We start from the raw sequence: 26,891 nt of genomic DNA on the forward strand, positions 1-26,891 counted from the left end.
CTATTTAAATAGCTTTTTCTTTTATCAAATATTCAGCTATCTGTACGGCATTCAGTGCTGCGCCCTTCTTTATCTGATCGGCCACCACCCAGAATGTCAGCCCGTTCGGGTTGGCGATATCTTCACGGATTCTTCCTACATATACAGGGTCCTTACCTGCCACAAACAAAGGCATTGGATATTCTTTTTCAGAAGGATTGTCCTGTACGATCACACCTTCGGCCTTAGAGAATGCTTCACGGGCTTCACCGGGTGAAACCGGACGTTCTGTCTCTACCCAGATAACTTCCGAATGAGAGCGTAAAACCGGTACACGGATACATGTTGCGCTGACTTCAATATCGGAATGCATTATCTTACGTGTCTCGTTATACATCTTCAGTTCTTCTTTTGTATAACCGTTATCGGTAAATACATCTATCTGCGGAATCAGGTTATATGCCAGCTGGTAAACAAATTTCTCAACGGTAACATCCGTATTGTACGCTATTTGCTTAAACTGGTTGATAAGCTCATCCATAGCAGCGGCTCCTGCTCCCGATGCGGCCTGATATGTAGCTACATGAGCACGTTTGATATGAGAGATTTTCTCTATCACATTCATCGCTACCACCATCTGTATCGTAGAACAATTAGGATTGGCAATAATACCTTTCGGACGCACCTTCGCATCCTCTCCGTTTACCTCAGGTACTACAAGCGGCACATCTTTATCCATGCGGAATGCACTCGAATTATCTATCATTATCGCCCCGTGCTTGGTAATCGTAGAAGCAAACTCAACGGAGACACTACCTCCGGCCGAAACGAAAGCTATATCTATATCTTTGAAATCGTCATTATGCTCCAGTTGTTTGACTGTATACTGTTTATCGCGAAAGGTATAAGTAGTTCCCGCACTTCTGGCAGAACCAAACAATACTAATTCCTCAATAGGAAAGTCACGCTCGTCAAGAACTCTAAGAAATTCCTGACCTACAGCACCACTTGTGCCAACAATAGCAATTCTCATTTTTTTATCGGATGAATTTTTATAATAAATAAGAGTACAAAGATAATTAATTAGTTATTAATTATGGGTTTCGATTTCTTAGTTTTTACTATGCCAGTGTAAAAGCCGGACTATAACCCTTTTGTCCTAAAAATTCTGATTACCTTCTCCGATCTCTCTTTTTATATATATTTTCTCCAATGAACCCCGCGCTACTCCTCTTGCTCTGTGGTTTTAAACCCATCGCTAAGACGTAAAAAGGTAACAACCTTTACAGTGAACAGTTATCAGTTAACAACTCGTATCATAAGATGTAAAAACTTTGCACCTTTGCGTCTTTGCGTGAAACAAAATAAGACGCTGGCCAACCCGTAACTGCCCGAAGGGTGAATTAACCCGTAACTCTTAAAAAAGGTAACACTTTTTTCAGTGAACAGTTAACAGTTAGCAGTAAACAGTTAGCAACTTGTATCTCGTATCTTGTCTACTCGTATCTCATATAACTTTCAACTTATTACTCAATACTTACTACTCGTTAAAAGGTAACAAAAGTAACAGTCTTTTCAGCCTTTGTGCCCTTTGTGATTTCCTTCGTGTACTTGGTGGTTAAAACTCTTTACCACAAGGGGCACAAAGATTTACACAAAGAACACTATATAAAAAGTAACAAAGGTGACAACTTTTACGCATTTTAATTATTGAATCCTTAAACATTAAATTTTTAAATACTAAATCCAACACTTCAAAGAACGATCAACTTATAATATAGATAAAGTAATAAGAAAATACCAACAGAATATATATGTCCCTGAAAATAAGATTTATCATTTTTTCAAGGTAGTATATCATTTTGTGCAATTCGCAGGATTAGTTAAAACCTAAATTTGTATCATGAAAATTAATCTGAAATCATGAGCAACACGTACAATTTTCTCGCATTCGACATTGGCGCCACCAGCGGGCGCAGTATTATCGGCACATTATGTAACGGCAAAGTAGAACTGAAAGAACTTACACGCTTTCCGAACAAGATAATACACATCCATGATAAATACTACTGGGATGTATTCGCCCTGTATGAAGCATTGAAGGATGGCATGCGCGCCGCCTCGTCCCAAAATATAAAAATAGATGCTATCGGTATCGATACATGGGGCGTAGACTTTGTATATCTGGGCGAAGACGGTTCCGTTCTGGGTACAGCGCGCTCGTACCGTGATCCTTATACGGTAGGCATACCCGACGAGTATTTCAAGATCATACCACGCAAAGAAGTATATGAACTGACTGGCATCCAAATAATGAATTTCAACAGCCTCTTCCAGTTATATGCTGCTAAAAGAGAAGGCTCATCCGCACTAAAAGCTGCCAAGGAAATATTATTCATGCCCGATGCGTTGTCCTATCTGCTCACAGGGAAAAAAGTATGTGAGTACACCATTGCATCCACTGCACAGCTGTTAAACCCTACGACGAAAAAGATTGAAAATAAATTACTGGAAGCAATAGGACTCAGTCCGTCTATTATTCCTCCGGTTGTTATGCCGGGACAGATAATCGGTAATCTGAACAGTATTTTAGCGAACGAATGCGGAATAACCGACGCACCCGTCATTGCCATTGCGGGGCACGATACAGGCTCGGCCGTGGTATCCGTACCTGCCGAAAATGAAAATTTCGCATACCTGAGTTCGGGAACATGGTCGCTGATGGGCATCGAAGTCAATGACCCCATAGTCACTGAAGATTCGTTCGCGATGAACTTCACCAACGAAGGAGGTGTAGACGGCACAGTACGTTTTCTCAAAAATATTACCGGCATGTGGCTTCTGGAGCAATGCCGTAAAGAATGGGAGATAGCCGGCAGGCAATACACTTATCCTGAAATTGTAGCCCTATCCGGTTCTGTAAATGGTTTTCAATCATTGGTAGACCCTGACCATCCGTCATTTGCCAATCCCGAGTGTATGACAAAGGCAATAGTTGACTTCTGTAAGAAAACGAACCAGAAATCACCCCAAAGCGATGCGGAATTTATCCGTTGCATCTTTGATAGCCTGGCCCTTAAATATAAATATGTATTGGGTTGCCTGCAAAAGGTAGCGCCTTTCCCGATAGAAAAACTGCATGTGATTGGCGGCGGTTCGCAAAACAAATTGCTGAACCAGATGACAGCCAATGCAATCGGTATGCCCGTAGTAGCAGGTCCCGGTGAAGCCACGGCAATAGGGAATATAATGATGCAGGCAAAAGGACTTGGGCTGGTCGGTTCTTTACAGGAGATAAGGGACGTTATCCGCAGGAGTGTGAGCCCCGAAACCTTCTATCCGCAGGATACCGGACAGTGGAATGAGAAATATCAGGACTTCCTCACCATCCTGGCCCCCTGAATCCCCCTTGGGGGACTTTGGCAAAGCCACGAAAAAAATGGAATCTTTAAACATTAAATAATTAAATCTTTAAATAAAATAATCATGAAAAAAAATGAACTGGTACAAAAATCGTACGAAATAGCAAAAGAACGTTATGCGGCAATAGGAGTAGATGTAGACGCTACACTCGAAAAACTGCAAAAGATACAAATATCCATCCACTGCTGGCAGGCAGATGATGTCACAGGATTTGAAAACCTGGGTAATCTCGGTGGCGGTGGGATTCAGGCTACGGGAAACTATCCGGGGAAAGCCCGCAACATCGACGAACTGCGTGCCGATATTGAAAAGGTGCAGACACTGGTAGGCGGCAAGCACCGTCTCAATCTGCACGAAATATATGGCGATTTCGGAGGGAAGGTAGTAGACCGTGACGAAGTTGAACCATCCCATTTTACAAGCTGGATGCAATGGGCGAAAGAGAAAGACCTGAAACTGGACTTCAACTCCACATCATTCGGACATCCTAAGAGCGGCGATCTCACTCTGGCCAATCCCGACAAATCTATCCGTGATTTCTGGATCGAGCATACAAAACGCTGCCGTGCCATTTCGGAAGAAATGGGTAAATTCCAGAACGATCCGTGTATTATGAATATCTGGGTACACGACGGATCGAAAGATGTAACTGTAAACCGTTATCTGTACCGTTCATTACTGGAAAACTCTTTAGACCAGATATTTGCGAAAGAGTATAAAAATATGAAAGACTGTATAGAGTCTAAACTATTCGGTATCGCTCTCGAAAGTTATACAGTAGGCTCACATGACTTCTATTTGGGTTATGGGGCTAAAAAACAAAAGATGGTTACACTGGATATGGGACACTTCCACCTGACAGAGAGTGTCGCCGACAAAATTTCATCTTTACTTCTCTTCACTCCTGAAATCATGTTACATGTCAGCCGTGCCGTCCGTTGGGACTCTGACCATGTGGTATTGCTCAATGATGAGACTATCGATCTGGCAAAAGAAATCGTACGTGCCGATGCACTGGACAAAGTGCATATCGGACTGGATTTCTTCGATGCTTCTATCAATCGTATCGGCGCTTATGCAATCGGTATACGCTCTACTCAGAAAGCATTCCTGCAGGGATTGCTCGAGCCGATCGTCAAACTTCGCGAGTACGAAGCCAACGGACAATACTTTGAACGTCTCGCATTGCTCGAAGAAGCTAAGGGCTTGCCTTGGAATGCCGTATGGGATTACTTCTGCCTGAAAAACAATATTGCTGTCGGAGAAGATTATATCGGCGAAATACAGCAGTATGAAAAGGACGTAACATCGAAACGTTAAACACCCCTCCCGACCTCCCCAAAAGGGAGGAGTAAGAATGTTTAAATGAATAATAATTAATTAAAACAAATACTCTCATCCCCCCCTCTTTTGGAGGGGGCAAGGGGGAGGTGGAATATATATGAATACAATCATAGGATTAATAATAATTGCAATAGGAAGCCTCGGACAATCCAGTTCCTACGTGCCGATCAATAAAGTGAAAAATTGGTCGTGGGAATGTTTCTGGCTTGTTCAGGGAATCTTCGCATGGTTGGTATTTCCTTTAATAGGAGCATTATTGGCTGTTCCCTCCGGTTTCTCGCTTACCGAACTATTGTTTTCCGGAGGGGACGCCATACTGAAACCAATAGGATATGGCATTCTCTGGGGAATAGGGGGACTTACGTTCGGCCTTAGTATGCGTTATCTGGGTATTGCTTTGGGGCAATCGCTGGCGCTGGGCACCTGCTCGGCTTTCGGGACATTGATTCCGGCTCTGCTGAAAGGAGAGAACCTTTTTGAAGGCAACGGGCTTATTCTCCTTATCGGAGTATCGATAGCCATTGCCGGCATTGCGATAATCGGATATGCCGGAGCATTGAAATCGCGCAATATGTCGGAGGAGGAAAAGAAAAAGGCGGTAAAAGATTTTGCATTAAAAAAAGGTATCCTTATTGCGCTTCTCGCAGGAGTAATGAGTGCCTGCTTCAACCTCGGGCTGGAAGCCGGAGCACCGATCAAGGCTCAATTGCTGGAAGCCGGAGCAAGCACCCTGCTGGCTCTCAACCCGGTTATATTACTTGTTACCACGGGCGGTTTCATCACAAATGCGGTCTATTGCCTTTATCAGAATTATAAGAATAAATCGTTTAAGGATTATACGTCCATCACAGGTGCGAACTGGATAAATAACCTTATGTTCTGCGCCTTGGCCGGATTGCTTTGGTATTCTCAGTTTTTCGGATTGGGTATCGGTCAGAGCTTCTTTGAGCCGGGTAGTGTAATGATGGCATTCTCGTGGAGTATCCTGATGTCGCTGAACGTATTGTTCAGTAATCTGTGGGGCATTATACTGAAAGAATGGAAAGGTTCGGGACAGAAGACGATCACTATACTGGTTATAGGGTTGCTTGTATTGATAATTTCTATAATTTTACCTCAGATATTGAAATAAACAGCATCAAAGATCACAGGTATGAAAATTATAAAGTTTTTATATTTAATTGCCGGAACATTTTTAATATGTTTCTTTCTGACAAGCTGTTTGTCTTCTGAAAATGAAGAAAATTCCGTTGTAAGTTTTTCAGAAATAGAAAAAAACTTTAAAGATATACCCGGGGAGGTGCAAACCTCTGTATATTGGTACTGGATATCGGACAACATCTCAAAAGAGGGTGTTATAAAAGATCTTGAAGCCATGAAGAAGGTCGGCATCAACAGAGCTTTTATCGGAAATATAGGATTAGGTCCTAATGATATTCCCTACGGGAATGTAAAACTGCTCTCGGACGAGTGGTGGGATATAATGCACACCGCACTGAAAAAGGCTACAGAATTAGATATAGAAATAGGAATATTCAATGGCCCTGGCTGGAGCCAGTCGGGAGGCCCCTGGGTAACACCCGGTCAGTCGATGCGCTATCTTTCCGTATCGGAACTGTCCGTTACAGGCCCGCTTGCATTAAGCACGAAACTGGAAAAGCCGGATGGCGATTTTCAGGATGTAAAAGTTTTGGCTTTTCCTTACGACAAATCACTTCTGCCGTTGAACTCTAAGATTGCTAAAATAAAATCGACACCTCAGATCAGGGATATATCCTATATTGCAGACGGAAATCCTGATACGGGGATCAATTTGGAATCGTTCGGAACCGTTACAGTAGATTTTGAAAATCCGGAACCTTATGTATTAAGGTCTATATCGGTTTTGCCCACCCGGCATCCCATAAACGCGGATATTGAATTACTCGTAAAAGACAGTAACGGGCAATACAACGCAGTTCGAAAATTCAATATCAACCGCACGAATGCAAGCGTACAGGTCGGATTCAACCCATATGGCCCGGTGGTAATAGCCGTTCCGGAAACAGAGAGTAAAGATTTCAGGGTAATATTTACAAACGCGAACCAAAATTGTGGCATAGCGGAGCTTTCGTTATCTGCCGAAACATTAGAGGAGCGCTATGTAGAAAAAACGTTAGGCAAAATGTTCCAAAGCCCGCTTCCGTACTGGCATGAATATATGTGGGACAAACAACCCGAAACCGGCAACAAATTGTCTCTTGTCGATCCGACTAAAATCATTGATATTACTGGGTATATGGATAAAGATGGTAATCTGGAGTGGAAAGTTCCGGAAGGCGACTGGAAGATCATCCGTTCGGGAATGGTTCCGACAGGCACACGCAATTCCCCAGCATCGGCTGAAGGAGAAGGCCTGGAAATTGATAAAATGAGTAAAAAGCATGTTGCGGCTCATTTCGATGCATTCATGGGTGAGATAATACGCCGCATTCCTGCCGAAGATAGGAAGACCTGGAAAGTTATAGTGCAGGATAGCTATGAAGTGGGAGGGCAGAACTGGACCGACGGTTTTGTTGAAGACTTCAAAAAGAGATACAACTATGATCCCGTTCCTTTTATTCCTGCATTCAGCGGCTATGTGGTCGGCAGCCGCGATATCACGGATCGTTTTCTGTGGGATTTAAGACGGCTTGTGGCAGATAAAGTAGCCTATGACTTTGTGGGAGGATTCCGTGAAGCAGGTAGCAAACATGGCTTAAAAACATGGCTCGAAAATTACGGTCATTGGGGATTTCCCGGTGAATTTTTGCAGTATGGCGGCCAGTCGGACGAGATAGGAGGCGAATTCTGGAGCGAAGGCACCCTTGGCGATATAGAAAACAAGGCGGCTTCTTCCTGCGGGCATATTTATGGCAAAAAGAAGATCTTCGCGGAATCCTTTACTGCGGGAGGCGCCCATTTTGCCCGTTATCCGGAATTGCTGAAACAGCGTGGCGACCGTTTTTTTACAGAAGGTATAAATAGTACACTGTTGCATGTGTATGTTCATCAGCCTTACGAGGATAAAAACCCGGGTATGAACGCATGGTTCGGAAATGAATTTAACCGTAAGAATACATGGTTCTATGATATGGATATTTTTCTCCGGTACCTGAAACGGTGCAATTATATGTTACAGCAGGGCACTTATGTCGCCGATGTGGCTTATTTTATAGGTGAAGACGCCCCTAAAATGACCGGAGTCTGTGATCCTGCCTTGCCGAAAGGTTATTCTTTTGACTATATAAACGCGGAAGTTTTAATGACACGGGCTAAGGTAAAAGACGGCTATATCGTATTACCGGACGGGATAAAATATAAAGTGCTCGTTTTGCCCCGGCAGGAAACTATGCGACCTGAACTCTTAAAGAAAATATCACAACTGGTGAATGACGGCGCAGTAGTTTTAGGTCCTGCACCAACACGATCTCCAAGTTACGAGAATTATCCTGCGGCGGACAATGAAGTGAAACAGCTTGCTGCTTCTCTATGGAATGGTGTAGATGGAATAAATACCAGATACGCAAAAACCGGAAAAGGTATGATCGCCTCCGGAATGGAGATGCAGGAGTTATTTGATATGCTGAAAATAGTTCCGGACTTTAGAACCGGACAGGATGATCCTGTGCTGTTTATCCATCGTACACAAAATGACGGGGATATGTACTTTATATCAAACCAGTCGGGACAAACAATCTCCATAAATCCTGAATTCAGGATAGAAGGGAAAATACCGGAATTGTGGGACCCTTTGACGGCTACTGTCCGGAAGCTGAAAGCATATACAGTAAAAGACGGTAAAACCATATTACCCCTTAAACTGGAACCTGTGGAAAGCGCTTTCATCGTATTCCGCGAACCATCTAAGGAATCACCCGGAGGAGACGTGAATATAAATTACCCGGCGCTAGAACCTGTACAAGCTGTTGTTTCTCCGTGGACTGTTACTTTCGACTCAAAAATGAGAGGCCCAGTAAAACCTGTGGTAATGAATACGCTCCAGGATTGGACGCTATCAGATAATGACAGTATAAAATATTACTCGGGAACAGCCGTCTATAAGAATAATGTGACATTGGCAAACATTTCAAAAGACAAATCCTATTATCTCGATTTAGGTAAAACAATGGTAATGGCTAAAGTCTCCGTAAACGGCAAATATGCAGGTGGAGTATGGACAGCGCCGTGGCGGATAGAAATCAGCAACTATATAAATGAAGGAGAAAACAGTATAGAAATATCAGTTGTCAATAACTGGGTAAACCGTCTGACCGGGGACAGTATGCTTCCGGAAGATCAGCGTCAGACCTGGTGCCCTGTCAATCCGTATAATAAAGACAGTGGATTACAATCATCCGGTTTGCTGGGTCCCGTATCTGTCTATACTATCAGTTATTGAAAAGATAATTACAGAAATTATAATATTATAGAAATGAAATCAATATTAGAAAATCGCCCCGAACTCTCCAAACGGGTAAATGAAGTTGCCGAAGTAGCCGGCTACCTGTGGCAAAAAGGATGGGCTGAACGTAATGGCGGAAATATCACGATCAATATTACCGATGTGGCAGACGATGAAATACGGAATATGAAGCCCATAAGCGAAGTGATGCAGATAGGAAAGCCCCTTCCGCATCTCAAAGGCTGCTATTTCTTCTGCAAAGGTACAAACAGGCGCATGCGCGACCTTGCTCGCTGGCCGATGGAAAATGCATCCGTTATTCGGATTCTCGACGACTGTGCCAGCTATGTGATAATAGCGGATAATCCGGTGAAACCGACATCCGAACTTCCGTCACATTTATCGATGCACAATTACCAGATAGGAATAGGCTCGGGTTATAAAGCGGCGTTGCATACGCATCCTATCGACCTGATAGCAATGACTCATAATCCCGCTTTCCTCGAAAAAGACAAGCTTACATACCTGCTTTGGAGTATGATTCCCGAAACACGGGCGTTCTGCCCTAAAGGCCTGGGTATCATTTCATACAAAATGCCAAGCTCGATGGAACTGGCAGATGCCACGGTGGAAATGCTGAAAGACTACGATGTGGTGATGTGGGAAAAACACGGGGTCTGCTCTGTCAGTGAAAACATAATGGAAGCTTTCGATATGGTGGATACCTTATCCAAATCCGCACAGATTTACCTGACAGCCAAATCGATGGGATTTGAGCCGGAAGGTACTTCGATGAAGGATATGGAAGCCTTGAAAGTCGCGTTCAATCTGCCAAAGTAAAGAATTTAATACATGTATAATAAGAAAAGTGCCTCAAAAAGGCACTTTTCTTATTATATAAAGGCAAGAATTACAATGTAATTTTCAGCGAAGCCCCCCAGCGCACCGGCTTTCCTTTTTGTGCAAAATAGTCGCCCATAGATTCGAACAGGAACGTATTATAATCCCTGTCGAGAATATTCTTCCCCCATACTTCGAGCGTAAATATACTCTTATCCAACGCCAGATGAGCGTTCAACGTACCGTAGAAGCCCTGCGACATATCATTGTCCTCAGCCCAGTACACTTTGCCCACACCGGCGAAATTAGTATCGAATGTGATCTTGTCAAGGATCGTATTATGTTTGAAATCGTAAGAAATACTGCCGCCTACGCTGAATGTGGAACTTGGAGCAAAAGGGATATGATTCCCTGTATAATCATGGATAACAGTCCCCTCTTTATCCCTTACTTTATAATCCTTGAATGTGGCATCGGCTAATCCGTAGCTTGCATAAAGATAGAAACCATTGCACGGGCGGGCTTTTATTCCTACTTCCAGTCCCTTGCTTTCTGCCTTACCTGCATTGCTTACCATACGTCCGCCCCCGGTCTTTATAAACTGGGTGATCTGTACATCACGGACATCCATATAATAGAGGGCAATGTTCGCGGATAAGGTATTACTGATTATATCGGCCTGTCCTCCCAATTCGTAATTCCAGCTATACTCAGGGTTATATGAGATACGCTCATTTATAGGAGTACCTTCTTCCGAAGGCTGGCTTCCCGGCATGCTGTTTTTCATCTTTGCCTCAAGTGCCTCTTGTAGCAGATCTGCAAATATCTGGATGTTGTGCCCGCCTGCCTTATAGCCTCTGGACGCCGATGCATACACATATGAATCGGGGTTGAACTGGTATTTCAATACCCCTTTCGGCAACAATTCCAGATAATCGGAAGATGATTTTCCTACTACTGCCGTATCGACAGTGTGCGACATAACAGGTCTGCCCGGGCCCGTATTTATATCAAATCCGGCAGAGGTATAGGCATTATAATCCAGTTTAGTCTTTTCATAATCGAGGCGTAATCCCAACGTGGCAGAAAAACCTTTAAGTCCGAAAAGATTATTGAATGTCGACTGATGAAAGACCGCCAATCCGTAAATAGGGCGCTTGTACTCACCATTCAGATCAATTTGATCATCGGTAAAAGTAATGGGCGCCCCTGCGTTTGTCAGCGGGTCTTGCAGAAAACGCTTTATCCCGTCTTTCATCATATATACGGGAGGTGTGTTGTGCAGGTAATCGTAAAAACCATATCCGCCGAACGACCACTGATAATCTGATGCACTCACAGATTTAACCGTTACTTCCTGACTCAATGAATTTTGCCGTTGGCGTTGATTGATCTGAAAAAGGGATAAAGGCGTATAATCCTGATCCATATTCATTTCGTCATTCAGGTATTGATACCCGGTTGTAGAATTTATCTCGTAGTTGTTGCCTGCATATTTCAGGGCCAGTCCGTTTGTCACGAGCCTGCGCTTGTAGTAGCCTTCCGAATCATAATTTATATCCCCTGTAGCTACATTCGCATAGGGAAAAGCTCCCTGATCTACATAGTCGAAGCTCAAACTGTAATTAAGTGAAAGCCGGGAGGTTATATCCCATACAAACTTAGCCCGGCCTCCTGCATTTTTAAGGTCATCGGCCTTCTTGCCTGTATATAGATTGGTGAAATATCCGTTATCCTGGCGGTAATAGGCTCCCACAGAGAATCCCGTTTTATTACTCAGCCTCTGATAATGGGATGCATTGGCTGTAAACAAACCGTAATTCCCTCCACCTGCCTTAACACTCGTACCTTCATACGTCAAGGGTGAATAGGTATAAATATTCATTATACCACCCATTGCGTTACGGCCGTATAGCGTGCCCTGTGTACCCCTAAGCACCTCTATCCGCTGGATATCAAATAATTCGGTATCGAAAGAGGTTGTATTGAAATAAGGAATATTATCCACGTACATGCTCACTGTCTGGTCACCGGACCGTGCGCCTATTCCCCGTATATAAACAGGTGCCGTCATTTTGGACCCGTAATCGGCCGCGAAATAGTTAGGCACAATGGCACTCAGGTCTTTCAGGGAGTGCACCTGCAATGCATCCAGATTCTTAGGAGAAAATACAGAAACAGCAGCCGGCAAAGATTTGAGGCTATTGGTTTCCTTTGTTGTGGAAAGTATGACAATGTCATTTTTCAGTTCGGTATATAATGTATCTTTAGGTAATTCACCTTTAGCATAAACAGATGTTATACAATTAAATACCAATGAGATCAATAGTGTATTCTTTATATATGAATATCGTTTCATAGATTATATTTATTAGATTACACAAAGTAATATATTCTCTTTATTTCCGGCAATCACTAGATGTAGTGAAAAAGTGGTTCGAATCGCTAATGAAACGTTTCTATGCATCATCTTTTACAATTTAGATACATTATCTGTTTTCATATATGCTAACCATATATGGTCAAAAGGCAACACTATTTACAGTCAACAGTTAACAGTCATCAGTAAACAGTGAACTAACTTGTAACCCGTAACTGCCCGAAGGGCGCAGAAATAACATTCGCCGAAGCGAAGGCGAGGCAAACTCGTAACGGCTTTAATCAATACGTCAAAGATCCAACTGCTAACAGCTATCTACCCTATAGATAAAACTTCCCAGCTTTTATAAGCTTTATAGATAGTTTTTTATAATTTTGCAAACTTAATATTAAGAATAATAAATAATTGATATATGAAGATTGAAGCCAAGTTGCAGGAAAACGTAATAAAAGGGATTGAAATCCTTTACGGACAAACAGTATCGCCCGAGCAGGCCTCATTGCAAAAAACCAAAAGAGAATTTGAAGGTCATCTTACACTGGTAGTTTTCCCTTTTTTGAAAATGTCAAGGAAAGGTCCGGAGCAAACCGCTCAGGAGATAGGGGAATGGCTGGTCGCGAATACTTCTGAAGTAGAAAAATTTAATGTAATAAAGGGCTTTCTGAATCTGACTATAGCCGGAGTTTGTTGGTTACAGGAACTTAATTCTGTGCATTCTGTTGAAAACTACGGAATCCAGGAGATAAAAGCGGATGCTCCGCTCGTTATGGTGGAATATTCTTCACCAAATACCAATAAACCTTTGCATTTGGGGCATGTGCGTAACAATCTGCTTGGCTTTGCTCTGTCCGAAGTGTTAAAAGCAAACGGTAAAAGGGTAATAAAAACCAATATAGTAAATGACCGTGGCATCCATATCTGCAAGTCCATGTTGGCATGGCAGAAATGGGGTAATGGGGAGACGCCTGAATCGAGCAGTAAAAAAGGAGATCATCTGGTGGGTGACTATTATGTATTGTTCGACAGGCATTATAAAACTGAGTTGGCGGAATTACAAGAAAGAGGATTGTCGAAAGAAGAAGCTGAGAGCCAGTCCAAACTGATGGCTGAGGCCCGTGAAATGCTCCGCAAATGGGAGGCCGGAGATACGGATACGGTCTGTTTGTGGAAAATGATGAATTCATGGGTGTACGCAGGCTTTGATGAAACATATAAGAAGCTGGGAGTAGACTTTAATGAGATATATTACGAATCGGAAACTTATCTGGATGGAAAAGAAACGGTTCTGGATGGGTTGAAAAGAGGTGTTTTCTATCAGAAAGAAGATGGCTCGGTGTGGGCTGACCTTACAGCCGAAGGGCTGGATCATAAACTGCTTCTCCGCAGCGATGGCACTTCCGTTTATATGACTCAGGATATAGGTACTGCACAGCAACGCTTCAAGGCACATAAAGACCTGAGCGAAATGATCTATGTCGTAGGTAACGAGCAGAATTATCATTTTCAGGTATTGTCCATCGTTTTAGATAAGCTTGGGTACGAGTTTGGCAAGGGGCTTGTGCATTTTTCGTATGGCATGGTAGAATTGCCCGAAGGTAAGATGAAATCGCGTGAAGGCACGGTTGTAGATGCCGATGATCTGGTCGCAGAAATGGTATCCACTGCCAAGATAACATCCGAAGAGCTGGGTAAACTGGACGGGGCTACAGAAGATGAAGCAAACAATATTGCCCGTATCGTGGGGATGGGGGCATTGAAATATTTTATCCTAAAGGTAGACCCGAAGAAAAACATGACTTTCAATCCGAAAGAATCTATCGACTTTAACGGAAATACAGGGCCATTTATACAATATACCTACGCACGTATCCAATCGGTGATCCGTAAGGCCGGTGAACAGGGATTGTCTGTTCCTGCATTGTTGCCTGTTGATACGGAATTGACAGCCAAAGAAGAAAACCTTATACAGTTGCTTTCCGATTATGCTTCCGTAGTGAAGCAGGCCGGAGATGAATACAACCCTGCATTAATCGCGAATTATATATACGATCTGGTAAAGGAATATAACCAATTCTACCACGACTATACAATACTGAAAGAAGAAAATACTGCGTTGAAAGATTTCCGCCTCGTTCTTTCGCAGGAAGTAGGTAAAATCGTAAAAAGCGGTATGTCGCTGTTAGGCATAGAAGTTCCGGACAGAATGTAATACTTTATTCGGAAACAGAATCAGGATTTCCTTCGAGGGGTTCCTCCTCTATCCCAAGCTGTTCCTTCAGCTTGGGTATATTTTTTAGCCTTGTATCCAGTTCCGCCTTATACAGGGCTATCTGGATGGCCAGTTCCGAGCGGCTCTTTTCGGGTAACATCTCAAAAGCTGTGGTTATCCATTTTACGGCATTCTCTATATCATCGAGGGATTCATTTGCTAAAGCGATATTGGATGCCAGACGTATTTTCTTTGTCGGCTTACTGTCATCGTACAATCCGCCCCAGATGTCCGCGGCTTCCGCCCATTTTCCCTGTTCCACAAATTTCGCAGCCTTTTTCATCTCCGAAGAGTTGTCCGAGTAGTACCAGCGTTGGCTTGTCTTCCACGAAGGTATGAAGTTGCCGGTTATTTTATCGGCACCTACTACCGACATTTCGGTAACAAGGCTGTTTATTTCGTCTACGTTGTTCTTTATCCGGCTCCAGTCTGCCGTTTCCTCTCTGAAAAGGCTGTCTACAAGGCCGACCGGGTTGCCGTATTGAGAACCGTCTTTGGCATATGCTCTCATTATGATTCCCAACTTTGTGCCGAGAATGCTGTAATTACTAAAATACGCCGTGTTCTCTGTTTCCAGTTGAGCGGAAATGGCGAACAGATTGAGAGATATTAATGCATCCGCATCTTTCTCTTGGCAAATGGTCTGAACTTTCCTTGCCGGCAGCAGGGTTATATCATTGCTCGATCCATTATATGTTTTATAAGGGTATAGTTCTACTTTGTTGAAGTATTTTTCTTCATTCATAAACTTAGTCAGTGAGTTCAGGAATATTGTGCGTGCGCTGTCCATCGATAAGATAGACGGACCATTATTCGGGGTTGCGGTTTCTTCGTCGTTGTCTGGCGTAGGGCTGTTGTCGACAATAACCACATTCGTAATTTCCGGAGGGAAAGATATGAATGCGGGTTGCCGTACATCTATAGGGATAAGATTGATCGTGGTACACGAACTCAATATATATATCAATATAATGGAGGATAATATCTGTTTCATAATACGTTTCATTTGATACTGACACTTTTTTCTCGATCTCATCGCAACTGTGCGCATATCCCGGGAAATAACAAAGGGCTCTGCGACCCTAAATGTACGAAATAAGCATTATATTTGTAATATAAGTAAAAGAAAATATTTAGTGCTACATTATTTAGTCATAACTAACTATCGCTGTTTCAGATATGAACGCAATAAATAGGTCTGTGACCTTAATCATCAAAATAAATGAATCAACTTTCCGCAAACGAAGTTTTCAGGCTGGCTGCCGATATAGTGGGTAATACTTCACAAAGTGTATTCCTTACGGGAAAAGCCGGAACTGGTAAAACTACATTCCTTCATTATATACGACAAAATGTAGATAAGAATGTCGTTGTGGCCGCCCCTACCGGTGTTGCCGCCATCAATGCAGGGGGAGTGACATTACATTCCCTGCTTCAATTGCCGTTCGAACCGTTTATTCCCAACTTTGAAGGAAAGAAGAAACTGGACTATCATTTCAAGCTGCGCAAGTCTAAAATAGAAATGTTGCGTGAGCTCGATCTGCTGATTATAGACGAGGTAAGTATGTTGCGTGCCGATATGCTCGATGCCATCGATTATATGCTTCGCCGGTATAGGAACAACCAGCAGGCCTTCGGCGGGGTGCAGATACTGTTTATCGGGGATATGTTCCAGTTACCACCTGTCGTGCAAACTTCGGAATGGGAACTGCTGAAACATCATTATCCGTCCCCGTTCTTTTTCCATGCGCAGGTACTGGCCGATTATACACCTCTTTATATAGAGCTGAAAACGATATACAGGCAGCAGGATCAGCAATTTATCGATATACTCAACCGCATCCGCAACAATTGCGCCACATCTCAGGATTTGCAGGTGCTCAACCGGCGTTATAATCCCACATTCAAACTGCCCGGGGAAAACCGCTATATTGTTCTTTGCACACACAACTATAAGGCCGATCGTATCAATAGTGAGGAGTTATTGGGATTAGCCGGTAAAGAATATAAATTCAACGGGGAAGTGAAAGGGGACTTTTCCGAAAATTCCCTTCCAACCGAAGCCAGTCTGACGCTTAAAGAAGGGGCGCAGGTCATGTTTGTGAAGAATGACGCGGGAGAGAAGCGCAGGTATTACAACGGAAAACTGGCTACTATCTGCCTCTTGACGGAAGATAAGATACAGGTACGCTTCGAAAACGGGGACGAAATGGAGCTCGAAAGTGAAACATGGCGTAATGTCCGTTACAAGCTGAACGAAGAATCAGGAGAAATAGAAGAGGAGGAGCTGGGTTCATTCACCCAGTACCCGATACGCCTCGCATGGGCGATCACCATCCACAAAAGCCAGGGGCTCACCTTCGACCGGGTAGTGATAGATGCAGGGCAGGCTTTTGCTGCAGGCCAGGTATATGTGGCGCTTAGCCGTTGCACTTCCCTGGAGGGGATTGTGTTGTTTTCGCGTATCACGGCGCAGAGCATAAGCACCGACCGTTTTGCCTTAGAGTTCGCTAATAAAGAGCAAAGCCCGGAATATCTCCGTCAGATATTGATTCGGGAAAAGCCTCGTTATTGTGCCGGACAGGTAAAGAAATATTTCGACTGGACGCCATTTATCCGCAGCCTGCATTCTTTGTATGAACTGGCGACGGAAAAGAAAATTCCCAAGCAGGAAGAAACGCAGGCGATGATTGCCCGGTTGTGCAGCAGGGCTGTGGAACAGCAGGAGATAGCCCTGAATTTTACGAAGGAACTGAACCGGATACTGTCGGCTCCGAACCCTGATATTAACCATCTCCGGGAACGCGTACAGAAAGGAATACTGTATTTTCATAAAGATGTGCAGCAATATATAATACTGCCTGTGGAAGAGCATCTGGACAGTCTTAAAAACGCATCGAAAGTAAAACAATATCTGAAGAAAGCTAAAGAGATACATGCAACTTTACTCCGTTTGCTCGAACGCATGGAGTTTGTACGTTATGGTGACGTCAATCTTACTGAAGGGTTATCTTTTGATAAACTGACATTGCCTAAGGAAGAAATTACGAAAACAAAACCGGAGAAAAAGGAACGGCCGCAGAAAGGCGATTCGCAACGCCTGACCCTGTCTCTCTTCAACGACGGGAAGTCGGTGAAAGAGATTTCCAGGGAACGTAATCTGGCTGTTACGACTATCGAAGGCCATCTGGCGGGTTTTGTACTTACGGGAGAATTGGCCGTTAGCCGTCTGGTCGATGAAAGCAGGATGGAATATATGCTTCCGGTATTGAGAGAGATTGCGCCTCAGACTCCTTTGACCGAGATAAAGGAGAGATTGCCCAAGGAATGTTCTTATCTTGACATTAAGGCAGTGATGAATTACATTAGATATACGGAGAGAAAGGCCGATAGAGGTTAATTTCCATTCTATGCGCTATCGGGCAAGATGTGGATTATAAGTTCGTGTCAGTACGTGATGTAAAATAGAAGAACAAGTAAGAACTTTTGTTTTACCACGACGCAGGGCCGGGCTGTTAAGTTCAGAATTCTTATGCCCTCTGTGTCATGTTGAACGAAGTGAATTGCAAATCGCCGAAGCGAAGGCGAGGCAAACATCTCCTGAATCGAAGGAGATCCTTCGTTTCACTCAGAAACAACGTTCGGCAGAGCGAAGCGGAGCCAATGACGGCAGAAAATAACAGAACAAAGCGGAGAACTTAACAGCCCTACGACACAGGGAGATTTACAATCCGATGGGACGAAGATATTCAATCATCCTCTTCTAACTCTTTCAGATTATCGAGGCTTTGGATTATAGATTTAATATTTTTATCATAAAGTCTTTTGTATGACCAGATTGTAAATAATACTAAGCCGATAGCCATACATATAAGACCGGCCCACAAAATTATATTGACATTTAGCCGGGCATATAGGTAAGCACAACAAAAAAATACTACAGGTACAAAGAACAGCATTCCCAGCTTTTCCCTTTTTATATGTATATTATATTTATTGGTATATTGTATGTTGGTGCTTACAGGTTTTGAGAAATCAATCCGTGTCAATTCATATACTTTGTAGGATTGCCAAAAGAGAAGAATAATATCAACGATTAACATGGAATACATAAATGGCCGGTATTCAACTAAATATGGATGTAGATCAAGTGCGTAAATAATTAAAGGGATCGCTAACAATAAAATAACAACGCCTAATATATCATAATTTAATAAACGGCTCAAAGCCTTATCTGATTTTGTCTGTAGCATTTCTTTCATTATATTCTTTTTCAGGACTTCTTGTTTTTGCAAGTGTTCATTCAAAGATTGCCAGATATGTTTTAATTCGTCCAGTTCCATGTTTTCCCAATTTAAAGATTTGACATTTTTTTTAGTTTTTCCTTAGAACGCTTTATTTTTGTGGCCACATTACTTACCGTCAATCCAGTGATATCGGCTATTTCCTGATATGACTTTTCTTCCAGATAGAGCAAGACAATAGCGCGCTCCATTGTTTTCAACCGGTAGATATGATAGTACATTTCCTTTATTTGTTCACTCAATGTTTCGGGTTCTGCAATTGCATCCTGTAATATGGAAACAGGCAAACCTTTGGGGCGGCGCGTATCCTTTCGCATACCGGATATACAGGTATTTAACGCTATTCGGTACATCCATGTAGAAATAGAACATCCATTCTTGAAACGGGGAAATGCAGCCCAAAGATTACTTACAACTTCCTGATACAAGTCTGCCAAAGGAAATTCGTCTGAAACATAAAAAGAACAAACTTTATAGATAATCCGTTCATTACTACGGAGCGTATCAATAAATGTCTTTTCCAAATCAACTTTATCCATTTATCCGCTTTTTATATATTAGTCGATGGAAATCTGGGAAAATGACACAAACATGACAAAATATACTAAACAAATAGCCTCATTATGCTAACGGACCCCTGCTGCCGCACGAATCTTTTGCGTGTTTATCAAGTGAAAATATTTTATAAATTAATAAATATAGACCTATAATTGGCTGATAAATTTATCTATAGTACAAGCAGATAGTTTAGAGCTCTTTGAAGTATTGAAATGGCCCCCTAAATTGGCTCCGCCGAACGTTGTTTCCCCAAGGGGGACTTACAATGAGGGTAAAAAGTAATAAGTAAACAAGTGTTACCTTTGTTACCTTTTTTTGAAAGTTACAAGTTACTGCGCCCTAGGGCAGTTACGGGTTACAAGTTAGTTCACTGTTTACTGTTTACTGTTTACTGTTAACTGATATATCTGTTACCTTTGTTACTTTCTAACAGTTGCAGGTTGTTAACTGATTACTGTAAAAAGGTTCAATAAAAAATAATCTTTTCAAATCCCTGCTCCTAAGAATAAGGTTTGAAAAGATTATTATGCTGGAATCAACCTCTTTGTTGATTATTTGATTTTTATACTTAATATCTGTAATGCTCCGGTTTGAATGGCCCTTCTACGGGCACTCCCAGATAGTCGGCTTGCTCTTGGGATAATTTAGTGAGCTTCACTCCGATTTGCTCAAGGTGTAAACGGGCAACTTCTTCGTCCAGGTGTTTTGGCAAACGGTATACGTTCACTTCATAATCGTTGAGCCAAAGTTCTATCTGGGCCAGCGTCTGGTTTGTAAATGAATTACTCATCACAAACGACGGGTGTCCTGTGGCACATCCCAGATTTACCAGACGGCCTTCTGCGAGCAGGAAGATCGAGTGTCCGTTGGGGAATGTATATTTATCTACCTGAGGCTTGATGTTTGTATGTTCAATGCTTGGGAAATTAACAAGCTTGTCTACCTGTATTTCGTTATCGAAGTGACCAATATTGCATACAATAGCCTGATCCTTCATGCGTGCCATATGTTCGATAGTAATGATATCTTTATTCCCTGTGGTAGTTACAAAGATATTACCTTCCTTTACGGCATCTTCCATCGTGGTGACTTCGAAACCTTCCATGGCAGCCTGTAATGCGCAGATTGGATCTATCTCGGTGACTATCACGCGTGCCCCGTATGAACGCATAGAGTGTGCACAGCCTTTGCCTACGTCGCCATATCCTGCAACAACAGCTACTTTACCGGCTATCATCACGTCGGTAGCGCGTTTGATACCATCGGCAAGGGACTCGCGGCAACCATACAGGTTGTCGAATTTCGATTTGGTTACCGAATCGTTCACATTGATGGCGGGTATCAGCAGTTCGCCCCGCTCCATCATCTGATACAGACGGTGAACGCCGGTTGTGGTTTCTTCCGAAACACCTTTCCATTCAGCAACGGTGCGGTGCCAGCGGTTGCTGTCTTCTCTTAATATCCGCGACAAGGTGTCTAAGATAACCTGTTCTTCGTGGTTGGAGCCTTTACGGTTTATGGTTTCTGAATTTTCTTCAGCTTTATATCCCCAGTGGATAAGTAATGTTGCGTCCCCGCCATCATCTACAATCAGATTTGGCCCTTTCCCTCCGGGAAAAGCAAGAGCTTGCTCTGTACACCACCAGTACTCTTCGAGCGTTTCGCCTTTCCAAGCGAATACAGGTATACCTGCGGCAGCTATTGCGGCGGCGGCATGGTCCTGAGTCGAGAAAATATTGCAACTGCACCAGCGTATATCAGCGCCCAGTTCTTTAAGGGTTTCAATAAGTACGGCAGTCTGAATGGTCATGTGGAGCGAACCCATAATGCGTGCTCCCTTCAATGGTTTTGTCGCTCCGTATTTTTTGCGAAGTGCCATCAGTCCCGGCATTTCGTGTTCAGCTATTTCGATTTCTTTTCTTCCAAAGTCGGCAAGACTGATGTCTGCCACCAGATATGGTAAACCTGATAAAAGTTGTTTTGACATGTATCTATCTAATTTTAAATATATTTTTCTCCATATTTCAACTTAACGTCAGCAACGAATTGTTTAATACGCTGCTCCTCTTCTTTTTTGCAGATGAGAAGTACGCCATCAGCTTCGGCCACGATATATCCGTTCAGTCCTTGCAAAACCGCCAGTTTTCCGGCAGGCAGGGTGACTACGTTCTCGGAACTGTCGAAGAATAAAGTTTCGGCAATCAAAGTAGCGTTCGCATTCTCATCTTTATCCGATATCTCGTATAACGAACCCCATGTGCCAAGGTCAGACCAGCCGAAATCCGCAGCCTGAACATATACATTGGCCGCTTTTTCCATCACGCCATAGTCTATGGATATGTTAGGGCAGAACGGAAAGTTTTCATCAATAAACGCTTTTTCCTTATCGGTACCGAATGCACCTAATCCCAGGTCGAAACGATTTGTTATTTCAGGCAGGTATCGATGGAATGCATCGAGGATGGTGCGGTTGTTCCAGATAAAGATACCGGAGTTCCAAAGAAACTCGCCGCTCTCATAGAATACTTTGGCCAGTTCGAGATTTGGTTTTTCTGTGAATACTTTGACTTTAGTTATTCCATCCAATTGTTCTTCGCTCATTTGTATATATCCATAGCCTGTTTCCGGACGGCTGGGGCGGATACCGAGAGTTAGAAGAGTGTTATGCTTTTCAACAAAAGTGAATGCTTTTTGAATAATTGCTAGAAACTCGTCTTCTTTCAGTATGAGATGGTCGGAGGGGGCCACAACTATATTTGCATCGGGATTGAAAGAATTTATATGATAAGAGGCAAAAGCAATGCAGGGTGCAGTGTTTCGGCGCATAGGCTCTAATAGGACCTGATTCTGCTTCAGTTCGGGAAGTTCATCCATGACCATTTGAGCGTACTCATTGTTTGTAACGATGTATATATTTTCAAGGGGAAGTATTTTCTTGAACCTATCTACGGTCATTTGTAAGAGAGAACGGCCTGTGCCGAAGAAATCCAAAAATTGTTTCGGACGGGCTTCTCTGCTAAAAGGCCAAAAGCGGCTGCCTATACCGCCACTCATTATCACGCAATAGTTGTTCTTATTATCCATGTTGATTATAATTTATGCAAAGTTACATCATACGAATATACAAACAAAACAAATGATAACAATAGCGTTGTGAAAAATATACTATTCTTTTGTAAAAAAGTTAAGGCGTGCTATTTGATATATAAAAATATTGTGTACTTTTGCACCTCACAAGCCCAGATGGCGGAATTGGTAGACGCGCTGGTCTCAAACACCAGTGGATTCACTTCCATGCCGGTTCGATCCCGGCTCTGGGTACTTTTTAGAAACGCTAAATCATTTAGAAATAAAGATTTAGCGTTTTTGTTTTTCTCTCCGTGTCCGCAGCGTGTCCGCATTTTATGGAAGGTGGAAAAATATTTGAAAAAAATCTGCTGCCCCAAGTGTTAGACAAAATCAAAAAGGCACTCGAATTGCACCAGCCAAATCAACTAACCGACTCAAAATGTTTATATGTAAATTGTTTCAAAAAGTTCAAAGCTTTTTCTCTATCTAGTATTTCGTGTATTTTTTGATTTTCATAACTGCGTAAGCAACGATAACAAGAAGGTTCGCACTGACAAGTTTCTAACGATTTGACTGCTCGTTTTATTACGGCATTTAGTACAGCACCGTCTTCTGTTACAAATCGTCTTGAATGCCCTGCTCCTCCTGGAACAGCATCATATATGATAATCTTATGTTCCATTTTGCCATTAGTTCTCTTGTATGTTAAACAAGCCTTAATGTCTCGTCTTTCAATGTTAAGCTCATTAGCAAAAGAATTTAGCAAAGCATACATTACAGACAGCATTGTAGCTTGGTCGGAAGTATCGCAACCAAAAGAAATTTTAGCAACATCTGTTTTAAATTCGTGGTGCAAGCAAAATCTTGTTAGTGAAGTATTGTTACATTTCCCTTTACCGAATGGATTTTTATGTCCATTTTTGGTATTTTCTATTCGTAAGACTCCATCTCTATAATCTTCATATTCTTTCAACTTACTCATTTCATCACTTGCAATGGAATATCCACATTTTGGACAAACATAGAAAAAATCGGTAGATTTAACCACAAGCGAATCATTTGCAGTTGATTCTACCTCCAATTTTATATTTTCTATTTCAAATTCATATTTACTTATTGGAAATGCCATTTTGTCGCCAATGTAAATTGCTTCCGTTTTATATTTTCTTTCTTGCGAACTAAGTGGAACATCTTTGACATCTTCTTCTGCAACAAAACCCGCTCTTGGCTCAATACTTTTATAAAAATCTCTTGATTTCAATTCTTTTTCGCAAATAGCGCAAAGTTTGCCTTCGTCCTTACTAATTGGCATATTTGAGTAATTGATATTTTTACATTCAGGACAAGTAGCAATATATGCAGTTTCAAAATCGCTCATTTCACTTTTATTCACAATCGGTTTCCGAATATAACGACTTGTGTATAGCCCGCCATCAGCGACAATCTCAGAAGACGGGGCGTATTCGGCAATGGCAACAGCCAAATCACGACTAAGATTTAAGGATTTAGAACTTTGAGAAGCAATGTTTTGTATCAATTCAACAGAATCAACAGGAAAACCATACTTTGGTAAGATATTTCCACGAACAAGAAAATCAATTAAATCGTTCTTTTGATATCTTTCTAATTTTCGTTCAAATACTCTGGCAGTTGCAGCTTCATTTGCTTTCATCGCCTTTTTGTATTCTAGTTCTAAATACTTTACATTCTGTTCAAACTCATTTATTATTCTTGTAAAAGAACCTTGCTCTCCGCAAAAGTCATTAAGCCATTCATAACTATTAATATACTTGTCTTTTAACTGTTGATTTATGCCTGATATTGAGTTTTTTAGCAACTCGGTTAATTCTTTTGGCTCTGATTTAAGCCAATTTACAAATTCTTTGTACCCCTTTTCGTTAATAAACGCTTTTGCGTTATTGCCTGAATACAATTCGGGGTTGATTTTCAAAAACGAGCTTAATGCAACTGCGTAAATATGTCGTTTCAGAATTTTTTCATTATCTAAATTAAAATTTGGTGGATAAATAACTCCGTTTATCATTTCCTGTGGTTGGTCAAAGAAAGTAAAATCGTGAGAACTTAATCTCGCGAACGTCAAAGCAAAGGCGGCTGCGTTTATACTTCTACCTGCACGCCCAACTCTTTGGGCATAATTTGACGCGAGAGGCGGAATATTACGTAAAAATACCGTTTCTAAATCACCGACATCAACACCCATTTCAAAAGTAGTAGAACACGATAGAGCATTAATTTCTTTTCGTATAAATTGTTGTTGATAATCCAAGGCATCTTTTTTTGCAAGTTGAGCGGTGTGCTCTTTTACAAATAATGGCGATACCTTTTCACTATTGTAAAGCATTGCATAATAATTATTTCGGCAAAATTCTTCTGAATTGAGCCTTTCTAAGTTTCCATTACAACCAATTTGAATACAATTATTGCCAATATTAAATTGAGTTACTTTTCCACATTTCTTGCATTGCCAAAGAACTGCATTCTTTCCAAGATTCGTTCTGAAATATTTTACAGGAACAACATATCCTTTACCGTCTTTTGTTTGAAGTTTATATTTATTGCCATCGGAAACCAAATAATCCCAATACTGTTCCAAAAATTCTACGGCTTTTTCATCATCTAAACTCAGAACTTTTTTTGTAATTGTCAATTTGTTAGAACGATAATACTTTTTTTCACCACTTTTTAATAAGTATGGGGTTGGCATAAATCCCTGTGAACCATACAGCGAATTATCTTTATTTTTAGTAATTACCTTTTGCGTTGGGGTAAAATATAAATATTCTCTATCACTATCGTTTATATCCGTTTCGTTATCAGTAATAATAGCTGCCGAACGCACGATTTCAAAAGCAAGATAATTTAGATAATTTTTCGCATCTTCTTTTGAAAGTTTATAATTACTGACAAGTACATTTATAATATCATCGCTATTACCAAGATACTCAAACGAAACTTTACCCAAAGAGACCAATGAAGTATCACGATTGCTGCTGTACAACTCGTTTAGAACGGCAACCCAAGCGTTACGGCGATTTTCCACTATGGACGATTCGGCACTGTCGGAATTACTTTTGCGAAATAATCGTAAACTCGAAAAATAGTTATCAAGTAAACCGACAAAGTCGCTAACGCCAATTCCATTCTTAAAATTGTTTTCTTCTCGTGTTACAACATTCCAAATTCCACGACGGCGTAAAAATTCTTTGTATGAATCGCCTAAAAAGCAAGCAAACTTTGCCGCGCCTTGCCGACTATCTGAAAAAATTAAAAATTGACTTCCTGTTTTTGATTTACTCTTTTTCTTTTCGGCAGTTTGCAGGAATATATTTTTTTTGACCTGTGTTTCAGTATTATCCTCAATCGTAAATGTATATTCGGGAATTTGTTCATACAATGAGGTTGCAACAACTCCTGTTGCTGTATCGTAACCCAAATTGAAGTATCTCAAAGTTCCTTTGCAATTGAGGCAATTATGGGATACCTTATTGCTTATGGAAGTGTTTTTTATTAATTTTACAACTTTTATTGGTTGTGTATTTCCACATGTACACCAACGATTGTGTGATTCATCTTCCGCAACTATTGCACCGCATGTTTTACAAAGACAATATACATCTTCGTTTTTGTCATTTGATTCTTCATCAAAATGAGGTTGATAAAAATTCCGCTCATCTGAAATACTAGCTCTGACCAATTTGTCATTAACAACCTTCCCAACGATAGCAATTTCGCCACAATCCTCACAAACTGTAACTTCAAACATTTTTGCTGAATTGTTATATGACGTCGAATAAAAATCTTTTCTTATTAATGACAAACTTTCCTCGTAATCAAGTGCTAAATAACAACCGTCTAATGCTTTTAAAAAATAATGATAGCGAATATCTATCAATGGTTTCCCATTTTTTCTTGCTTTTGCACACAAAGAAACAAATTGAACTGCCTCTTGGCTGGATATTTCAAGTAGTCTGGCAAAGTCATAGAGTTTGATTAAATTTCTATTACTTCTCATTGTATCATACCAAGTAGAAGTAGAAATAATATCATACAAGATTTCCGCCTCTTTCTCTCGCGAATATGCAATATTTAGATTGTACTTGTTCAATATGTCGTCAAAGAAATTTTCCTCATTTGCCAAATCGGCAAATAGTTGAATTGGATACTTTTTTATTTCTGACGATTTTTGAGAATTGTCCCGATATGCCGTTATTATGTCGTCTGTGCTAAAATCACAACCTGTTAATCGTTCTGCAAATTCTACAACTCGTTTATTACTTACAG

General features: G+C 41.5%; 15 protein-coding genes and 1 tRNA gene. 8 read left to right on the plus strand and 8 right to left on the minus strand.

Going from position 1 to position 26,891, the window contains the following annotated elements; genetic code table 11:
• Positions 1-4 precede the first annotated feature (4 nt).
• Positions 5-1,012 carry an aspartate-semialdehyde dehydrogenase gene (locus tag ACYQ3L_RS23395; protein ID WP_379998927.1) on the minus strand — a complete coding sequence of 336 codons (1,008 nt, stop codon included), beginning with the start codon at positions 1,010-1,012 and terminating at the stop codon, positions 5-7.
• An 890-nt stretch (positions 1,013-1,902) separates the two neighbouring features.
• On the opposite strand from ACYQ3L_RS23395, the gene ACYQ3L_RS23400 reads away from it, so the two are divergent.
• The 5 genes from ACYQ3L_RS23400 (at position 1,903) to rhaD (ending at position 10,009) form a co-directional block, all read left to right on the plus strand.
• Positions 1,903-3,381, plus strand: coding sequence for a rhamnulokinase (locus ACYQ3L_RS23400; protein ID WP_379998925.1), 1,479 nt, complete (start codon positions 1,903-1,905; stop codon positions 3,379-3,381).
• A gap of 84 nt (positions 3,382-3,465) precedes the next feature.
• Entirely contained in the window at positions 3,466-4,722 is a 1,257-nt protein-coding gene (locus ACYQ3L_RS23405; RefSeq protein WP_379998923.1) for an L-rhamnose isomerase, read from the plus strand.
• Positions 4,723-4,843: 121 nt separating this feature from the next.
• Positions 4,844-5,878, plus strand: coding sequence for an L-rhamnose/proton symporter RhaT (gene rhaT, locus ACYQ3L_RS23410; RefSeq protein ID WP_379998921.1), 1,035 nt, complete (start codon positions 4,844-4,846; stop codon positions 5,876-5,878).
• A gap of 21 nt (positions 5,879-5,899) precedes the next feature.
• Positions 5,900-9,166 carry a glycosyl hydrolase gene (locus tag ACYQ3L_RS23415; RefSeq protein WP_379998919.1) on the plus strand — a complete coding sequence of 1,089 codons (3,267 nt, stop codon included), beginning with the start codon at positions 5,900-5,902 and terminating at the stop codon, positions 9,164-9,166.
• 33 nt (positions 9,167-9,199) lie between these two features.
• Complete coding sequence (rhaD, locus tag ACYQ3L_RS23420; RefSeq protein WP_379998917.1) at positions 9,200-10,009, plus strand: rhamnulose-1-phosphate aldolase; 810 nt, start codon at positions 9,200-9,202, stop codon at positions 10,007-10,009.
• A 70-nt stretch (positions 10,010-10,079) separates the two neighbouring features.
• On the opposite strand, the gene ACYQ3L_RS23425 is transcribed toward rhaD, so the two are convergent.
• Entirely contained in the window at positions 10,080-12,368 is a 2,289-nt protein-coding gene (locus ACYQ3L_RS23425) for a TonB-dependent receptor (protein WP_379998915.1), read from the minus strand.
• A 433-nt stretch (positions 12,369-12,801) separates the two neighbouring features.
• On the opposite strand from ACYQ3L_RS23425, the gene argS reads away from it, so the two are divergent.
• A complete protein-coding gene (gene argS, locus ACYQ3L_RS23430) occupies positions 12,802-14,598 on the plus strand; it encodes an arginine--tRNA ligase (protein ID WP_379998913.1) in 1,797 nt (598 codons plus the stop codon).
• 4 nt (positions 14,599-14,602) lie between these two features.
• Here argS and ACYQ3L_RS23435 read toward each other — a convergent pair whose 3' ends face one another.
• A complete protein-coding gene (locus ACYQ3L_RS23435; protein WP_379998911.1) occupies positions 14,603-15,652 on the minus strand; it encodes a DUF6340 family protein in 1,050 nt (349 codons plus the stop codon).
• Positions 15,653-15,880: 228 nt separating this feature from the next.
• On the opposite strand from ACYQ3L_RS23435, the gene ACYQ3L_RS23440 reads away from it, so the two are divergent.
• Positions 15,881-18,058 carry a helix-turn-helix domain-containing protein gene (locus ACYQ3L_RS23440; RefSeq protein ID WP_379998909.1) on the plus strand — a complete coding sequence of 726 codons (2,178 nt, stop codon included), beginning with the start codon at positions 15,881-15,883 and terminating at the stop codon, positions 18,056-18,058.
• Between the two features lie 349 nt (positions 18,059-18,407).
• On the opposite strand, the gene ACYQ3L_RS23445 is transcribed toward ACYQ3L_RS23440, so the two are convergent.
• The 4 genes from ACYQ3L_RS23445 to ACYQ3L_RS23460 form a co-directional block, all read right to left on the minus strand.
• A complete protein-coding gene (locus ACYQ3L_RS23445; protein WP_379998907.1) occupies positions 18,408-19,001 on the minus strand; it encodes a hypothetical protein in 594 nt (197 codons plus the stop codon).
• An 11-nt stretch (positions 19,002-19,012) separates the two neighbouring features.
• The gene (locus ACYQ3L_RS23450; RefSeq protein ID WP_379998905.1) at positions 19,013-19,501 is read right to left on the minus strand and encodes an RNA polymerase sigma factor; all 489 of its coding nucleotides are present in this window, start codon (positions 19,499-19,501) and stop codon (positions 19,013-19,015) included.
• A 587-nt stretch (positions 19,502-20,088) separates the two neighbouring features.
• Complete coding sequence (gene ahcY, locus ACYQ3L_RS23455) at positions 20,089-21,507, minus strand: adenosylhomocysteinase (protein WP_379998903.1); 1,419 nt, start codon at positions 21,505-21,507, stop codon at positions 20,089-20,091.
• A gap of 14 nt (positions 21,508-21,521) precedes the next feature.
• Positions 21,522-22,604, minus strand: a complete 1,083-nt coding sequence (locus tag ACYQ3L_RS23460) for a mannose-1-phosphate guanylyltransferase (protein WP_379998901.1) — start codon at positions 22,602-22,604, stop codon at positions 21,522-21,524.
• Between the two features lie 153 nt (positions 22,605-22,757).
• Between ACYQ3L_RS23460 and ACYQ3L_RS23465 the strand changes: the two genes are divergently transcribed.
• Positions 22,758-22,841 (plus strand) — tRNA-Leu (locus tag ACYQ3L_RS23465).
• A gap of 169 nt (positions 22,842-23,010) precedes the next feature.
• On the opposite strand, the gene ACYQ3L_RS23470 is transcribed toward ACYQ3L_RS23465, so the two are convergent.
• Positions 23,011-26,622: a DUF1998 domain-containing protein gene (locus tag ACYQ3L_RS23470; protein WP_459952546.1), complete on the minus strand. Its 3,612-nt coding sequence runs from the start codon at positions 26,620-26,622 to the stop codon at positions 23,011-23,013.
• Positions 26,623-26,891: the final 269 nt, after the last annotated feature.

The sequence above is a fragment of the Dysgonomonas termitidis genome, from assembly GCF_054657735.1.

Bases quoted from the DNA above. Each gene is read 5' to 3' on its own strand.
- ACYQ3L_RS23395 (WP_379998927.1), bottom strand. From the start codon at position 1,012: ATGAGAATTGCTATTGTTGGCACAAGTGGTGCTGTAGGTCAGGAATTT.
- ACYQ3L_RS23400 (WP_379998925.1), top strand. From the start codon at position 1,903: ATGAGCAACACGTACAATTTTCTCGCATTCGACATTGGCGCCACCAGC.
- ACYQ3L_RS23405 (WP_379998923.1), top strand. From the start codon at position 3,466: ATGAAAAAAAATGAACTGGTACAAAAATCGTACGAAATAGCAAAAGAA.
- rhaT (WP_379998921.1), top strand. From the start codon at position 4,844: ATGAATACAATCATAGGATTAATAATAATTGCAATAGGAAGCCTCGGA.
- ACYQ3L_RS23415 (WP_379998919.1), top strand. From the start codon at position 5,900: ATGAAAATTATAAAGTTTTTATATTTAATTGCCGGAACATTTTTAATA.
- rhaD (WP_379998917.1), top strand. From the start codon at position 9,200: ATGAAATCAATATTAGAAAATCGCCCCGAACTCTCCAAACGGGTAAAT.
- ACYQ3L_RS23425 (WP_379998915.1), bottom strand. From the start codon at position 12,368: ATGAAACGATATTCATATATAAAGAATACACTATTGATCTCATTGGTA.
- argS (WP_379998913.1), top strand. From the start codon at position 12,802: ATGAAGATTGAAGCCAAGTTGCAGGAAAACGTAATAAAAGGGATTGAA.
- ACYQ3L_RS23435 (WP_379998911.1), bottom strand. From the start codon at position 15,652: ATGAAACAGATATTATCCTCCATTATATTGATATATATATTGAGTTCG.
- ACYQ3L_RS23440 (WP_379998909.1), top strand. From the start codon at position 15,881: ATGAATCAACTTTCCGCAAACGAAGTTTTCAGGCTGGCTGCCGATATA.
- ACYQ3L_RS23445 (WP_379998907.1), bottom strand. From the start codon at position 19,001: ATGGAACTGGACGAATTAAAACATATCTGGCAATCTTTGAATGAACAC.
- ACYQ3L_RS23450 (WP_379998905.1), bottom strand. From the start codon at position 19,501: ATGGATAAAGTTGATTTGGAAAAGACATTTATTGATACGCTCCGTAGT.
- ahcY (WP_379998903.1), bottom strand. From the start codon at position 21,507: ATGTCAAAACAACTTTTATCAGGTTTACCATATCTGGTGGCAGACATC.
- ACYQ3L_RS23460 (WP_379998901.1), bottom strand. From the start codon at position 22,604: ATGGATAATAAGAACAACTATTGCGTGATAATGAGTGGCGGTATAGGC.
- ACYQ3L_RS23470 (WP_459952546.1), bottom strand. From the start codon at position 26,622: ATGAGAAGTAATAGAAATTTAATCAAACTCTATGACTTTGCCAGACTA.